This is a genomic window from uncultured Roseovarius sp., from assembly GCF_913057115.1.
In the GTDB taxonomy this organism is placed as follows: domain Bacteria; phylum Pseudomonadota; class Alphaproteobacteria; order Rhodobacterales; family Rhodobacteraceae; genus Roseovarius.
Genome location: NZ_CAJXNN010000016.1, coordinates 20,201 through 35,249, shown reverse-complemented (window position 1 = coordinate 35,249; position 15,049 = coordinate 20,201). Strand labels below are relative to the sequence as shown.

16 protein-coding genes and 1 tRNA gene are annotated in these 15,049 nt (G+C 61.3%); 13 read left to right on the top strand and 4 right to left on the bottom strand.

The annotated features are described in order from the left end of the window. Positions 1-13: 13 nt before the first annotated feature. The 5 genes from QZ498_RS08660 (at position 14) to QZ498_RS08640 (ending at position 5,198) form a co-directional block, all read left to right on the top strand. On the top strand, positions 14-442 hold the full coding sequence (locus QZ498_RS08660; RefSeq protein WP_294621481.1) for a heme-binding protein: 429 nt from the start codon (positions 14-16) through the stop codon (positions 440-442). A 144-nt stretch (positions 443-586) separates the two neighbouring features. Beyond that, complete coding sequence (locus QZ498_RS08655) at positions 587-1,045, top strand: (2Fe-2S)-binding protein (protein WP_294621480.1); 459 nt, start codon at positions 587-589, stop codon at positions 1,043-1,045. A 3-nt stretch (positions 1,046-1,048) separates the two neighbouring features. Next, on the top strand, positions 1,049-3,289 hold the full coding sequence (locus QZ498_RS08650) for a molybdopterin cofactor-binding domain-containing protein (protein WP_294621479.1): 2,241 nt from the start codon (positions 1,049-1,051) through the stop codon (positions 3,287-3,289). Between the two features lie 41 nt (positions 3,290-3,330). Beyond that, positions 3,331-4,383 carry an AbrB family transcriptional regulator gene (locus QZ498_RS08645; protein ID WP_294621478.1) on the top strand — a complete coding sequence of 351 codons (1,053 nt, stop codon included), beginning with the start codon at positions 3,331-3,333 and terminating at the stop codon, positions 4,381-4,383. A 59-nt stretch (positions 4,384-4,442) separates the two neighbouring features. Beyond that, the gene (locus tag QZ498_RS08640) at positions 4,443-5,198 is read left to right on the top strand and encodes a 3-hydroxyacyl-CoA dehydrogenase (protein WP_294621477.1); all 756 of its coding nucleotides are present in this window, start codon (positions 4,443-4,445) and stop codon (positions 5,196-5,198) included. A 4-nt stretch (positions 5,199-5,202) separates the two neighbouring features. Here the strand turns inward: QZ498_RS08640 and QZ498_RS08635 are convergent, their stop codons facing one another. From QZ498_RS08635 to QZ498_RS08620, 4 genes are all read right to left on the bottom strand, one after another. After that, positions 5,203-5,985, bottom strand: a complete 783-nt coding sequence (locus QZ498_RS08635) for an ion channel (RefSeq protein ID WP_294621475.1) — start codon at positions 5,983-5,985, stop codon at positions 5,203-5,205. 53 nt (positions 5,986-6,038) lie between these two features. After that, a complete protein-coding gene (locus QZ498_RS08630) occupies positions 6,039-7,862 on the bottom strand; it encodes an ABC-F family ATP-binding cassette domain-containing protein (RefSeq protein WP_294621474.1) in 1,824 nt (607 codons plus the stop codon). Positions 7,863-7,963: 101 nt separating this feature from the next. Beyond that, positions 7,964-8,704 (bottom strand): GNAT family N-acetyltransferase, encoded by a 741-nt coding sequence (locus QZ498_RS08625; RefSeq protein ID WP_294621473.1) that lies wholly within the window; start codon positions 8,702-8,704, stop codon positions 7,964-7,966. 72 nt (positions 8,705-8,776) lie between these two features. After that, positions 8,777-9,235 (bottom strand): outer membrane protein assembly factor BamE, encoded by a 459-nt coding sequence (locus QZ498_RS08620; RefSeq protein WP_294621472.1) that lies wholly within the window; start codon positions 9,233-9,235, stop codon positions 8,777-8,779. An 88-nt stretch (positions 9,236-9,323) separates the two neighbouring features. On the opposite strand from QZ498_RS08620, the gene QZ498_RS08615 reads away from it, so the two are divergent. The 8 genes from QZ498_RS08615 (at position 9,324) to QZ498_RS08580 (ending at position 15,042) form a co-directional block, all read left to right on the top strand. Then, the gene (locus QZ498_RS08615) at positions 9,324-9,878 is read left to right on the top strand and encodes a DUF177 domain-containing protein (RefSeq protein WP_294621471.1); all 555 of its coding nucleotides are present in this window, start codon (positions 9,324-9,326) and stop codon (positions 9,876-9,878) included. Between the two features lie 166 nt (positions 9,879-10,044). Next, complete coding sequence (gene rpmF / locus QZ498_RS08610) at positions 10,045-10,251, top strand: 50S ribosomal protein L32 (RefSeq protein ID WP_294621470.1); 207 nt, start codon at positions 10,045-10,047, stop codon at positions 10,249-10,251. 24 nt (positions 10,252-10,275) lie between these two features. Then, positions 10,276-11,382, top strand: coding sequence for a phosphate acyltransferase PlsX (gene plsX, locus QZ498_RS08605; protein ID WP_294621469.1), 1,107 nt, complete (start codon positions 10,276-10,278; stop codon positions 11,380-11,382). After that, positions 11,379-12,353: a beta-ketoacyl-ACP synthase III gene (locus tag QZ498_RS08600; RefSeq protein WP_294621468.1), complete on the top strand. Its 975-nt coding sequence runs from the start codon at positions 11,379-11,381 to the stop codon at positions 12,351-12,353. Before plsX ends, QZ498_RS08600 begins: the two co-directional genes overlap by 4 nt. Positions 12,354-12,463: 110 nt before the next feature. Next, complete coding sequence (gene ihfA, locus QZ498_RS08595; RefSeq protein ID WP_294621467.1) at positions 12,464-12,766, top strand: integration host factor subunit alpha; 303 nt, start codon at positions 12,464-12,466, stop codon at positions 12,764-12,766. A gap of 15 nt (positions 12,767-12,781) precedes the next feature. Then, complete coding sequence (locus QZ498_RS08590; RefSeq protein ID WP_294621466.1) at positions 12,782-13,747, top strand: MerR family transcriptional regulator; 966 nt, start codon at positions 12,782-12,784, stop codon at positions 13,745-13,747. A 67-nt stretch (positions 13,748-13,814) separates the two neighbouring features. Further along, positions 13,815-13,891: transfer RNA gene (locus QZ498_RS08585), tRNA-Pro, on the top strand. A 77-nt stretch (positions 13,892-13,968) separates the two neighbouring features. After that, positions 13,969-15,042: a 2'-deoxycytidine 5'-triphosphate deaminase gene (locus QZ498_RS08580; RefSeq protein ID WP_294621465.1), complete on the top strand. Its 1,074-nt coding sequence runs from the start codon at positions 13,969-13,971 to the stop codon at positions 15,040-15,042. Positions 15,043-15,049 lie beyond the last annotated feature (7 nt).

Sequence of the window (15,049 nt, the reverse complement as noted above, 5' to 3'; positions counted from 1 at the left end):
ACAGGAGGCCACTATGGCAGAACTTTCGCTCAACCGCGCCCGCTCGATCATCCGCAAGGCCTTGGCCAAGGGCCGCGAGGAAGGCTTCAAACCGCTTTCCGTCGTCGTGCTGGACACCGGCGGCCACGTCAAAGCCTTCGAGCGCGAAGATGGTGCCGCCCCCGGTCGCTTCGGCATCGCCCATGGCAAGGCCTATGGCGCGATCATGCTGGGCATGGCGGGCCGGGCGCAAATGGCCCGCGCCGAACAGCAAGCCTATTTCATGGCCGCAGTGAACGGCGTTTACGGTGGGCAGGTCGTACCCGTGCCGGGCGGCGTTCTGGTACGTGACAAGCGCGGCAACATCGTCGGTGCCGTGGGTGTGACCGGCGACACCTCCGACAACGATGTGATCGCCGCCGTGGCGGGAATCGAATCCGTCGGCCTGACCCCGGAAGAGTAACGCAAAGGCCAATGCGCCCGTCCCGGCGCAGGGCCAAAAATGTGGCGACACCCCCAAAATGACGTATGGTAAACGGTCGCCCCCCTAGACATCTGAACTTGTCGGTTTACTTGTAGGCGAAAAGGCACCAATAGGACACTCGCCATGCAACTCACTATTGATGGAACGACCCACGAGTTAGACATTGAACCCGAGATGCCCCTTTTGTGGGTCTTGCGTGACGAGCTTGACCTGAAAGGCGTGAAATACGGCTGTGGCATTGCGCAATGCGGGGCCTGTACCGTTCAAATTGACGGGCAAGCCGTCCGCTCCTGTCAGGTGATGGCCGGCGATGTCTGGGGCGAGGTCACCACCATCCACGGGCTTGGCACGCCAAAGGCCCTGCACGCGGTCCAGGCCGCTTGGGTCGAGCATCAAGTGGCACAATGCGGTTATTGCCAATCGGGGCAGATCACCGCTGCTGCCGCCCTTCTGGCCGAGGTGCCAAACCCCACTGATACTGATATCGACGATGCGCTCAGTGGCAACCTCTGCCGCTGCGGCACCTACCCGCGCATTCGCGCCGCCGTCAAAACCGCCGCCCAAACATTGCAGGAGGGCTAAGGGATGAGCCGCGCTGGAAAAATCGCCCGTCGTACCTTCCTCATCGGATCGGCCGCCATTGCCGGCGGGGTGGCCTTCGGCGTCGTGGCCTACAAGCGCCCGCATGCCAATCCGCTGCTGGACGACCTGCAAGACGGCGAAGCAGCCCTGACACCTTATGTGCTGATCCGCCCCGAGGGGATCACCCTGATCACCCCGCGCGCCGATTTGGGCCAAGGGGCCTATCACGTACAAGCCGCGCTTCTGGCCGAGGAACTGGATGTGGATCTGGCCGATGTCTCAATCGACCCAGGCCCGCCCAGCCCGGCCTATTACAACACCGCGCTCTCAGCCGATGCGGCCCCCTTCCCGGCCACCGATACCGGGTTCATGGCCGAAACCACCCGCGCCGTTTTGGACGCGCCGATGAAATTCCTTGGGGTGCAAATCACCGGTGGCTCAACCACCGTGCCGGATTCTTACGAGAAACTTCGCCGTGCCGGAGCCATGGCCCGCGAAACCCTGAAAGAGGCCGCCTCGCACGAATCAGGAATACCCCGCAACGAGCTTATGACCAGTGGCGGCGCGGTCATCCTGCCCGACGACACCCTGATGCCCTATACCGAGCTCGCCGGCAAAGCCGCGCAAATCGAGCCTGTGGAGGGTATCCCACTGCGCCATCCAAGCCAGTGGCGTCAGTTGGGCCAGCCCATGCAGCGCTTGGATATTCTGGCCAAATCCACCGGCACGCAGGACTACGGCATTGATGTGGAGATGGAGGGCCTCATTCACGCCGCCGTCCGCACCAACCCCGCCATCGGCGGCGAAATGCATAGCTTTGATGCCGCCCAAGCCGAAACCATGCGCGGCGTCGAGAAAATCGTTCCCATCACCGGCGGCGTCGGCGTTCTGGCTGACAACACGTGGCGCGCCTTTCAGGCCGTGCAGGCCGTCAAGGTGGACTGGGGCCCCGCGCCTTACCCCGCCAACCAAGAAGATCATTGGGCAAGGCTTGAAAACAGCTTCACCCCCGATGCCCAAGACAGCCAATACAAGGACGAGGGCGATGTAGACACCGTTCTCGAAAGCGCCAAGGTGATCGAGGCCGACTACCGCGCCCCCTACCTCGCCCATGCGCCATTGGAACCCATCAACGCCACCGTCCGCGTCACCGATACCCGCGTAGACGTCTGGACCGGCACGCAAATCCCCCGTTTCGTGCAGGATAACGTCGCTGAAATCACAGGGCTTGAGGCTGAAAACGTCCATGTGCATGTGCTTATGATGGGCGGCAGCTTTGGCCACCGGCTCGAAGACATGGTCGTCCGCCAAGCCACCGAACTGGCGATGCAGGCCAAAGGCCGCCCCGTCAAACTCACCTACAGCCGCGAAGAAGACATCTCGCACGACTTTCCCCGGCAAATCGCCATGGCCCGTGGGCGCGGTGCGGTCGCCAACGGCCAAGTCACCGCCTGCGACCTTGGCATCGCCATGCCTTCGGTCATAGCCTCGCAAATGGGCCGCCAAGGCCTGCCCGCCGCTGGCCCGGATTTGCAAATTATCGCTGGCGCTTGGGATCAACCCTTCGCCATCCCCAACTACCGCGTTACCGGCTACCGCGTCGAGGGATTGGCGCCCGTAAGCTCCTGGCGCTCCGTCGGGGCCTCCTCCAACGGTTTCTTCCACGACAGTTTCCTTGATGAACTGATCCACGCCGCAGGTGCCGACCCACTGGAAGAGCGCCTTCGGCTTTGCAACCACGCCCCCTCCCGCAAGGTGCTGGAGGCCGTGGGCGAGATGTCGGACTGGGGCGCGCCCCTGGGCGAGAACCAAGGCCGCGGCGTGGCCTATTGCCTCTCGTTCGGTGTGCCCTGCGCCGAGGTCATCGAGGTGACCAATAGCGACGACGGCATCCGCCTTGACCGCGCTTTCGTCGCCGCCGAAGTGGGCCGCGTCCTCGACCCGGTGAACTTCGAAAACCAAGTCCAAGGCGGCCTGATCTGGGGGCTTGGTCACGCCATGATGGGCGAGATTACCTTCGCCGAAGGCCGGACCGAGCAACAGAACTTCGATACCTACCCTTTCCTGCGCCAATACCAATGCCCCGAGATCACCGTGCGCGGACTGGAAAACGGTGAAAGTGTCCGCGGCGTGGGCGAACCACCGGTCCCCCCCGCCGCCCCGGCACTGGCCAACGCGATCTTCGCCGCCACCGGCAAACGCCTGCGCGAAATGCCCTTCAACAAGCACGTCACCTTCGTCTGACATTGCCTTGCCAAGCCCCGCGCGGGGTGTTTCATGGGGCCATGTCCCACGCCCTGACCACCCTCGCGCTGCTCGGATTTGGCACGCTTGCCGCCTTTGGCGCGCAGGCCCTTGGCCTGCCGCTGCCTTTCCTGATGGGGCCGCTTCTACTCAGTGGCACCGTGGCCATGGCCCTGCCCACGCGGTTGCCGGATGGCTACCAATTCCCGCCATGGCTCAGGCTCATGTTCATCGCCGTGATCGGCTTGATGATCGGCGCGCAGGTCACGCCCGCGCTTTTCGCGCAAATCCCGCGCCTGATGCTCAGCCTTGCGGCGCTCACCCTCTTCGTCGTGGTGGCCCATGCCTTCAACTACACGGTCTTTCGCCGCCTCGGGGCCTATGACCGGGCCACGGCCTTCTATGCCGCCACCCCCGGCGGATTGTTCGAATCCATCGCCATGGGAGAAGAGGCCGGGGCCGACCTTGCCCGCCTGACCTTGCAACAATTCCTGCGGGTGATCGTGGTGGTTACCGCCCTGCCCCTTGGCCTTTCGCTCTGGCTGGGTGAACCGGTGGGCAGCGCCGGCGGCATGACATTGGCCCGCGATGTCGTCCCATGGCAGGCGCTTCCCGGCATTGCCATGGCCGGTCTTGCAGGCCTCGCAATCGGCCGCCTCCTGCGCCTGCCCGCAAAGCAACTTACCGGGCCGATGGCCGTGGCCGCTCTCTTGTCCCTTACTGGGGCATACCCGCTCGATATCCCGCAATGGCTGGTCAATGTGGCGCAGGTCGTGGTGGGCACCGCCCTTGGCATGCGGTTCACCGGGCTTAGCCGCGCGCTCATCCTGCGCGGCGCGGGCTTGTCGATCATCTCGGTCACCGGGATGCTGATCCTCGCCGCCCTCTGCGCCGAGGCGCTTTACCTCACATTGGGCGAACCTTTTGATACCATGCTCATTTCCTTCGCCCCCGGTGGCGTGACCGAAATGGCGCTTGTGGCGCTTAGCCTGCAAGCCAACCCGGCCCTCGTCACGCTGCACCACATCTGGCGCATCCTGATCACCGTGCTGGGGCTGTCGCTCACCCGCCGCTGGCTGCGCCGTTTCCTTTGACAGCGCCCGCGCCTTGCGTTATCTGAACACTTGTTCATTTTCTTAAACGGAGGTCACCCATGCGCATCACCGAAACCGCTGCGATCATCACCGGGGGTGCCTCCGGTCTGGGCGAGGCCACCGCCCGCCACTTCCGCGACCAAGGCGCAAAGGTCACCATCCTTGACCGCGACACCGCCCGGGGCGAGGCGACGGCCAAAGAGATCGGCGCAACCTTCGTGGAAACCGATGTGACCAACGAGGATTCGGTCAAACACGCCGTTGCCACCGCCAAATCGCAAATGGGCAAGATCACCACCGCCATCAATTGCGCAGGGATTGCCACGGGCGAAAAAACCCTTGGCAAAAACGGCCCGCATGACCTTTCTGCCTTCCAGCGCACGATTGACATCAACCTCATTGGATCGTTCAACGTGGCCCGCCTTGCCGCCGCCGAGATTGCCCAGAATGACCCCGATCAGCACGGCCAGCGTGGCGTGATTATCAACACCGCCTCCATCGCCGCCTTCGACGGGCAAAAGGGCCAAGCCGCATATGCTGCCTCCAAGGGGGGTATCGTGGGCCTCTCGCTGCCCATGGCGCGGGATCTGTCGCGCGAAGGCATCCGGGTGATGGCGATTGCGCCGGGCATCTTCCTCACCCCGATGATGCAAGGGCTGCCGCAAGAGGTGCAAGACAGCCTTGCGCAGGATGTGACCTTCCCCAAGCGGCTTGGCGATCCGGCGGAATATGCCTCGCTCGCGCGGTTCATCGTGGAATGCGATTACCTGAACGGCGAGGTCATCCGCCTCGACGGCGCCCTTCGCATGCAGTAACGCCTCAGGTCGCGCCCTCGGTCTCGATCTTCAGATCATTGCCACAGTGCTTGCAGTGGATGGCATCCGTATCATGCTTGGTCAGCCCGCATTCCGGGCAAGTGTGCTTGACCTTGGCGGGCGAGAAAATCGCCCGCACCAATTGCAGGAACAGGCCGACGCCCACCACCATGATGCCCACCGACAAAAGCCGTCCCGCGGGCGTGGTCATGGTGATATCGCCAAAGCCGGTCGTGGTCAGCGTCGCAACCGTAAAATACAGCGCATCGACATAATTGGTGATCCCCGGCTCTTCCTGCCCACGCACCACCAAGACAATCGCCGTCATGGCGAAAATGAATACCAACAGGTTTATCGCCGCAACGATTGTGTCCTCATGCCGCCGGAACAAAAGCGAGTCCCGCCGCAAATCCCGCATCAGATGGTAGGAATGAATAAGTCGAAGCGAGCGGAGCACCCGAAGTACCGCCAACCCCTGCCCCAGGAAGGGCGTCGCCAAAAGCGAAGCCAGAACGGCAATATCCACGATCACGTAGAACCGCCGTAGGAAGCGCAGCTTGTTATCTGCAATCCATAACCGCAGGATGAGGTCCAGCGCGATCAAGCCGCCGATCACCGCGTCGGCCATCAGCAACTCGCGCGTGATGGGCATGGCTGCGGTGGCCAGAAAGAAGATGATCGTCACCGCATCGAAGATCAGAAGCGCATAGCGAAACCGCGATGCGCGCTTGCTGCGTCCCTCGTAGAGCAGCCTGATCCGGTCTTTGAGGGGTCTGTCTTCAGCCATTTTTGCACCGACGTTTTACCGACATGATACCGACGTTATACCGACAGCCCGATTCAGCCAGCATTTTCCGCTTTCTCGGCCAGCTCAAGCCATTCTTCCTCGGCTTGTTCCAAGGCCTCTTGCCGGGTTGTCAGGGCCTCGGTCGCCTTCTTGAACTTCACTGGCTCACGAGTGAAAAGCTCCGGATCGGCCAGTAATTCCTCCAGCTTGGTAATCTCCGCTTCCAGCCGTTCCAACTCCTTGGGCAGTTCCTCAAGCCGGTGCTTCTCGGTGAAACTCAGCTTGGGCTTCGCTTGCGATGCTGACTTTGATTCAGCCTGCTTGGGTTTTGTTTTTGCGTCTTTTTTTGCGGATTCAGGCTGGGCATCCTCACCCTTCTGCGCCTGATAGTCGCTCCAGCCCCCGGCATAGACCGTGGCTCGCCCATTGCCCTCCATGGCAATTGTCGTCGTGGCCACGCGGTCCAGAAAATCCCGGTCGTGACTGACCAAAAGGACCGTGCCATCGTAATCGTCCAGCAATTCCTGAAGCAGATCCAGGGTTTCGATATCCAGATCGTTCGTGGGTTCGTCCAACACCAGAACATTGCTTTCCCGCGCCATCAGCTTGGCTAGTAGCAAGCGCGCTTTTTCCCCGCCAGACAAAGACTTAACAGGCGCTCTTGCCTGCCGCTCATCGAATAGGAAGTCCTTGAGATACCCCACCACATGGCGCGGCTGGCCCCGCACCATGACCTGATCGGCCTGCCCTGAAACCCGCATATCCTTGTCGCCCGTCAGGCTATCCCAAAGGGTCATTTCCGGGTCCAGTTGCGCACGGGCTTGGTCGAAAACCACTGGCAGCAGGTTGGTGCCATGTGTCACCGTACCCGTGTCAGGCTCCACCTCTTTCAACAACATCTTGAGCAGCGTGGTTTTGCCCACCCCATTGGGGCCGACAAAGGCCACACGATCCCCGCGTTGAATGCGGATCGAGAAATCGCGAAGGATGAGCTTATCTTCATAAGCCTTTGAAATATCTTTGGCTTCTATGACTTTCTTACCAGACTTCGGCCCCGACTCGAGCGCCATGGCCGCCGTGCCTTGCCGCTTGATTTGCGCCGCCCGTTCGGCGCGCAGGTCTTGCAGGGCACGCACGCGGCCCTGATTGCGCTTGCGCCGAGCGCTGATGCCTTCCACGGCCCAGCGGGCCTCGGATTTGATCTTGCGGTCCAGCTTGTGACGCGCGTCGTCTTCTTCCTGCCAAACCTTGTCTCGCCAGGCCTCGAACCCTTCGAAGCCGCGTTCCTGCCTTCGCACTTTTCCCCTGTCAATCCAGAGGTTTGCGCGGGTAAGTTCACGCAAAAACGCGCGATCGTGGCTAATCAGGACAAAGGCGGCGCGTGTCTGTTTCAACTCCGCCTCAAGCCATGCGATGGCTTCGATATCCAAGTGGTTCGTAGGCTCGTCCAACAGCATCAGGTCGGGCGCTTCGGCCATGAGCTTGGCCAAGGCTGCGCGCCGCCGCTCCCCGCCCGAAGCGGTCTCCACCGGGCGGTCGGGGTCGAACTTCAACCCTTCGGCCGCCATCTCGACACGATACATTTCACCGGCCTCAAGCGCGCTTGATGCAAATTCCCCAAGCGTGGAAAACCCCGACATATCAGGCTCTTGTTCCATGTAACCAACGCTGGTGCCCGGCGGAACCACGCGCCCCCCGGCGTCGGCCTCCACCAACCCCGCCATGACCTTCATCAAGGTGGATTTACCTGACCCATTGCGCCCCACAAGCGCCACCCGGTCCCCCGGCTGAATCACTAGCGAGAGGTCATGGAACACAGGATCGCCCCCGAAGGTCAGCGATATGTCGGAAAGTTGCATAAGCGGAGCACGAGCCATGCAGGCGGGCTATCCCGGTGCCGCGCAGGCGTCAAGGTGGCCCGAAAACCCACGTCGGCATCACGTCGGTTTTTTGTCGGTATCGCGTCGGTGCACCGCGCCTATTGCGCCACGGCGCGCAACAGCCTTTTGCGGGCCGGAGGGATGGCGGCGATCTCCAACCCCGTGAAGACATGAAGTGTGTTCATCTGACGGTCGACCACAGCATGATCACTGACCCACCCGCCCATGAGAAGATAGGTCCTGAGCAAGGGCGGCATCCGCAGCATGGCCTGCTTGGCATCCGGCCTGCGCCGGCGCAACTTCTTGGCAAATTCGACCACCGAAGGCGCCTTGACCCTTGGCCACCAGCGGCGCGGCGCCAAGTGTTTTGCCGCCAGCATGGCAAAGGCGTCGTGGTATGTATCGGAATCGGTTCCCTTGAAGGACGAACAGCCGAAAAGCATCTCGACGCCGTGGTCATCGACATAGCGTGTCATCGCGGCCCATGCGACCCGCACGACATCCGGGTCGCGCACCTCGGGGTCAACGCAGAAGCGGCCCATCTCGACCATCGGCCCCTCGAAGGCCGCAAGTGCCGACAATTCATAAAACTGCGCGGAATAACTGCGGCCTATTTCACCACCGCCGGACAAAGGCAGGATGCGAAAACAGCACACCAGCCGCTTGCTGGAGGCTTCCTCAACGAGGATATGCGTGCAAATATCGTCGAAGTCATCCCGGTCGCGCCCTGCCTCGGTAGAGCCGTGAAACGCCTTGTACCGCAAAGCCTGAGCGGCTTCGACATCGTCAGGGCCCTCGGCATGGCGCGCGATGTATCGCCCTTTGGCAAAACCAGTCATCAGAATACTCCCGCTCATGGGAAAGCGTATGCCCGCCTCCCGTATCACGCAAGCCATGACATATCTGTGACGTTATCCACCCAATGCATTGGCCGGGTTGAAGTTGCCGATATTGCCAAGCATCTGGCGCAGGAACCCATTATCGACCACCGAAGAATCGGTCACGCGGCGGGACAGCGGCACGATGCGACCGTCCTCAAGCCCGAAGCGTTCAATATTGGCAATCGCGTCTGTATCATCGAAACTGATGGCCAAGACCTGACGCTCAATGACCTCGGGGCGGAACATGCCGTATTCGCGCACCCTTTTGCGGACGTAGTAGTAGTTGCCATCTCCCAGAACGCCGCCAACCGACGGCGGCCCCACAACATCGTCCACCGTGGCGCGCGTATCGACCCCGACGACCAGTTGCTGGAGGTCTTCCTCGGGAGGGACATATCCATGATTGCGATAGGTCGCGCTACATGCCGTGAGCACAGACAACCCCAGTACGGCAGCAAGTTTCACGACTCGGTTTCTACTCGCAGACATCGCTGCCCCCTTGATCTCGACCGCATGCGGCTTTTATCCCGCTTACAACAAGGTGAGTGCAAGGTTCAAGAAAGGAAGATCGTTCATCATGCCCGAAACCACGCCTGAAACCACCGTTTTGCGGTTGGCCGATCTTTCGCAGCGCAAGCCGCACCGCTTTTCAATTCGCCCCGACCGCCCCAAGCAGGAGGCGATTGCGGCGCAGCTTGACCTGTCGGGACTTCGTAAATTGTCCTTCAAGGGTGAGCTTGCCGCGGATCGCGGCCGCGATTGGCGGCTGGAGGGGCAACTGGGGGCCACCGTCACCCAGCCCTGCGTCGTGACGCTGGAGCCGGTGACCACGCGTCTGGATGTCGATGTGACACGCCGTTTTCTTGACGAGATGCCGAATCCCTCTGCAAATGCCGAGGAAATCGAAATGTCCGAAGACGAAACGATTGAGCCGCTGACCGAACGTATTGACCTTGAGGCGGTGATGATCGAGGCCCTTGCCCTTGCCCTGCCCGACTATCCGCGCAAGGACAATCCGCCCCCCGTGGCGGCCGAATTCACCCCGCCCGGTGCCAGCCCGATCAAAGACGAGCATCAAAAGCCGTTTGCCGGTCTGGCCGATCTGAAAAAGAAGCTGGAAGGCGATGAGTGACTCCAGATCAGGCTCAGGCAAAAAACTGCTTGCTCTATAAGGGATTCGCTGTATTTTCGCGCTCTCATCGGAATTTGGGGTTGAACCGGCGGCTCGTGACGGATTAAGAGCCGCCTTAACCCGTGAAACCCGGGCCTCAGGGCCCACAGGAAATTGAGGTTGTGACATGGCTGTCCAACAGAACAAAGTATCGAAATCGCGCCGCAACAATCGTCGTGCGCATGACGCCCTGACGGCGGCCAACCCCAACGAGTGCCCCAACTGTGGCGAACTCAAGCGCCCGCACCACGTGTGCTCGGCCTGCGGCCACTATGCCGACCGTGAAGTCGTCGCGATGGCCGACGAAGTCGATCTGGACGACGACGCAGCCTAATAAAGCCAAAGGGCGGGCGTCCGCATGACTGCACCAGTGGATCAGTCGACCGCAGCGCGCGGGCGCATCATTGTCTCCGTAGACGCCATGGGTGGCGATCAGGGGCCGGCAGCTGTTGTTGCCGGCGTTGCCCGTTCGGCCCACAAGAACCCTGACATCGGTTTTATCCTGCACGGTCAGAAAGACGTGCTTCAACCATTGGTCGCCAAGCGCCGCGACTTGGCAGGCCGGTGTGAGGTTCGCCACGCGCCCGATGTGGTCGCGATGGAAGACAAGCCGGCACATGTTTTGCGCCACGGCCGCGACACCTCGATGTGGTCGGCGCTGGATTCGGTGCGCGACGGCGAGGCGACGGTATGTGTGTCATGTGGGAACACCGGCGCACTGATGCTGCTTTCGGTCATGCGCCTGCGAAAACTTCCCGGAATTTACCGCCCCGCGATCGGCGTCTTGTGGCCATCGCAAAACCCGCAGCGTTTCAACATCATGCTGGATGGCGGTGCCGATATCCGCGCCGACGCCAAGGATTTGATGCAATACGCGCTCATGGGAGTATCCTACGCGCGCAATGGGTTCGACCTGGAACGCCCGCGTGTTGGCTTGCTGAACGTCGGCACCGAAGAGCACAAGGGCCGCGCTGAACTCAAAGAGGCCCATGACCTTATCTCGGCCAACGCGCGGCATGCGGATTTCGAATTCGTCGGCTTTGTCGAGGGGCGAGACCTGCCCGGCACCACTTGCGACGTGATCGTGACCGATGGATTTACCGGCAACGTGGCGCTCAAGACCGGCGAAGGTACCGCCGGGCTGATCTCGGATCTGTTGAAAGAAGCGTTCCGCTATTCGCCCCTGTCGCGCCTGGCCTCGCTCTTGGCGCTGACCTCACTGCGGCGTTTGAAAAAGCGGATCGACCCGCGCCGCGCCAATGGCGGTGTCTTTCTGGGCCTGAATGGCACGGTGGTGAAATCGCATGGCTCGGCCGACGCAATGGGGGTATCCTCGGCCGTCAAACTGGCGTTTCAACTGGCGCAGACGGGCTTCAACGAAAAACTCGCGGCCCGGGTTGCATCCGCCTCGATGCTCGAACAAGATGCCACCACCGAAGACTCAGCCAACGGTGAAAAAGAATGACATTGCGCGCCGTTGTCGAGGGCGTGGGGCACTACTTACCTGATCGCGTCGTCCCAAACTCGGAATTCGAAAAATCTCTCGACACATCGGATGAATGGATTCGGACACGTTCTGGGATAGAGCGTCGGCATTTTGCCGCGGATGATGAAACGACATCAGATCTGGCCGTCCACGCGGCACGCGCGGCACTTGAGAACGCAGGGCTGAATATCGACGACATCGACGGTATTCTCGTTGCCACCTCAACCCCCGACCTGACCTTTCCGTCAGTGGCCACCATGGTCCAGCGAGACCTTGGCATGACCCGCGGTTTCGGGTTTGACGTTCAAGCGGTATGTGCCGGGTTCATTTACGCGCTGACCAATGCCAACGCCCTTATCCTTGCCGGTCAGGCCAAACGTCTTTTGGTCATTGGCGCCGAAACCTTCAGCCGGATTATGGACTGGACCGACCGGTCGACATGCGTGTTGTTCGGCGATGGCGCGGGCGCTGTGGTCCTCTGCGCACAGGAAGGAGACGGGACCAATGCCGATCGAGGGATTCTCTCGGCGGATTTGAATTCCGACGGGCGCTATCGGGAGATGCTCTATGTCGATGGCGGGGTGTCGACCTCGGGGTCGGCTGGCAAACTTCGGATGCAAGGCAACCCGCTTTTCCGGCAGGCGGTTGAAAAACTGACCTCGACCGCCGACACCGCGCTGGAGAAGATCGGCATGCAGGGGTCCGACGTGGATTGGATCGTCCCGCATCAGGCCAATATCCGCATCATCCAAGGCACGGCCAAGAAGATGGGCGTGCCGATGGATCGGGTCATCGTCACCGTGCAAGACCATGGCAATACCTCGGCGGCGTCAATCCCGCTGGCCCTTTCGGTGGGCGTATCCGAGGGCCGGATCAAACCGGGTGACATTGTCCTTTCCGAAGCGATTGGTGGCGGTCTAGCGTGGGGTGCCGTGGTTTTGCGCTGGTGACTCGCAAAAAATCGCTGTTTTCCGCCGCTTAAAGAACACCCTGCAAGCCGTTGACATTGACTCGGAAAATCCTTCGGTCCTAAAGTCCTTTCAAAGACAGAGGGGTCGTGATGAATAATAAAACATTAACAAGACTGGATTTGAGCGAGGCCGTATTCCAAGAGGTCGGGCTGTCGCGCAATGACTCATCGCAATTGGTGGAAAGCGTGCTGGCGCATATGTCCGACGCGCTGGCCAAGGGTGAACAGGTCAAGATTTCGTCTTTCGGCACCTTTTCGGTGCGCGAGAAATCGGCCCGCGTCGGCCGCAACCCCAAGACCGGCGAAGAGGTTCCGATCAAGCCGCGCCGCGTTCTGACCTTCCGGCCCTCGCACCTGATGAAGGAACGCGTGGCGGCGGGCAACAAAAGCTAGGCACGGATCGCATAGATGCCCAAATCCGCAGATGCCTTTCGCACCATAAGCGAAGTTGCCGATTGGCTTGAAACGCCAGCGCATGTCCTGCGGTTTTGGGAAAGCAAGTTCAGTCAGGTCAAACCGGTCAAGCGGGCCGGCGGGCGGCGCTATTATCGGCCCACGGATATGCTGCTTCTGGGTGGGATCAAGAAACTGCTGCACGACGATGGCATGACCATCAAGGGCGTTCAAAAAATCCTGCGTGAACAGGGCGTCAAACACGTTTCGGCCATGTCCCAACCCCTCGAAGAAGGCTTGGAAGTTGACGGCGCATCCAGCGGTATCACCCTTGATGCCGAGCCTGCTCCCCCTGACAGCGCGACAGTGGTGAATTTCAAGTCCTCATCCGCCAAGTCCGAGATCGCAGAGCCGACCGCCGAGCTGAAAGATGAGCCCGAGTATTCGGACGACGGCGATCCAATCGCCAAACCCGATCAAGCCCCGGATACTCTGGCTGGCATCGGTGAAGACACGCTGCCCGAGGCAGCGCCTGCAACTTTGGACGACACAACGCCGGAACAGGCCCCTGATACCTTGGCCGGTGGCGCCCCCGAGGGTGTCGAGGACACGGTGCTCAATGCGCTGGCGGATGCCGACGAGACACCCACCGAGAGCGAGGCACCGGAAGAACCGCAAGCCCCCGTCATGCCGAGTTTCCTGCGCCACCGAGAGGCCGAAAGCGACAGCGCGGACGAAACGACGCCTGCCGCCGAAGAGGAAGCGCCACAGGTTGACACGCCCGAAGATGATGTTCCCGCCGCCGCCCCGGCACAGGTCGAGGTGCCCGAGGACCCAACCGACGACATAAATGCCGATCCCGGCCTTCTGTCGCAGTTGCTCTCCCGCAAGGATGGGTTTGATCCCTCTATGGCCAAGGAGCTTGCACCGCTCATGGAGCGCCTGCGCGCCTTGCACGATGGCGCGCGTTCCGCGGGCTGAGTTTCCGTCAAAAAACCCGAAAATCCCCCTTGTTCCCGGTGCGAAAACAGGTATGTAACGCGTCAGTCGGGCTATAGCGCAGTCTGGTAGCGCGTCCGTCTGGGGGACGGGAGGTCGCAGGTTCGAATCCTGCTAGCCCGACCATTTCAAACCGCCCCCGACATCACAGGCCCCTGCCCCGGCATGATCCGATGCAGGGCGCCCGCGCAGGGAGGGCGACAATGACCGGTGTTTTGGCAAGCCAACAGATTTCGGCCCTGATCGCCGATGGCCGCCTTTCGGCCCAACCCGCTATCCTGCCCGAACAAGTCCAACCCGCCAGCCTTGATTTGCGCCTTGGCACCGTGGCCTACCGCGTACGCGCCTCGTTTCTGGCCGGGCAAAGCCGGACGGTGGCCGACCGTCTGGACGAGTTCGAAATGCACCGCATCGACCTGTCCCAAGGCGCAGTTCTGGAAAAGGGTTGCGTCTACGTTGTGCCGCTGATGGAGCATCTGGACCTGCCCGCCGATATGCAGGCGGTGGCCAATGCCAAATCTTCGACCGGGCGGCTTGACCTGTTGACCCGTGCCATCACCGATGGCGGCACCGAATTTGACCGTATCGCACCAGGGTATTCCGGCCCGCTATATGCCGAGATTTGCCCGCGCTCCTTCTCGGTTCTGGTGCGGCCCGGCATGCGCCTCAATCAAATCCGCTTCCGCGCGGGTCAGGCGCAATTGTCTGACGATGCCCTGCGCGCTTTACACACCGAAACGCCGCTGGTGGATGGCGAGGCGGTGATCAGCGATGGTTTGGGGTTCTCTGTCGATCTGAAGCCCGAAAAAGGAACGCTGGTGGGCTATCGAGCCAAACCGCATACCGGGGTGATCGACCTTGATAACATCGCGGGCTACGAGGCGGCGGAATACTGGGAAGAGGTGCATTCCGAAACAGGGCGCATCATCCTTGACCCCGGTGCTTTCTATATCCTTGTCAGCCGCGAGGCGGTGCATATCCCCCCCGACTATGCTGCCGAAATGGCCCCCTATCTGGCCATGGTGGGCGAATTCCGGGTGCATTATGCGGGGTTCTTTGACCCCGGTTTCGGACATGACGCAGCGGGCGGCAAAGGATCACGCGGGGTATTGGAGGTGCGGTGCCACGAAGCGCCTTTCGTGCTGGAACATGGGCAGGTCGTCGGCCGCTTGGTCTATGAACACATGGATCAAGCCCCGCAGCAGCTTTATGGCGCGGGGATCAAATCCAACTATCAGGGTCAAGGCCTGAAACTGTCCAAGCACTTCCGGGCTTGAAAGCGCC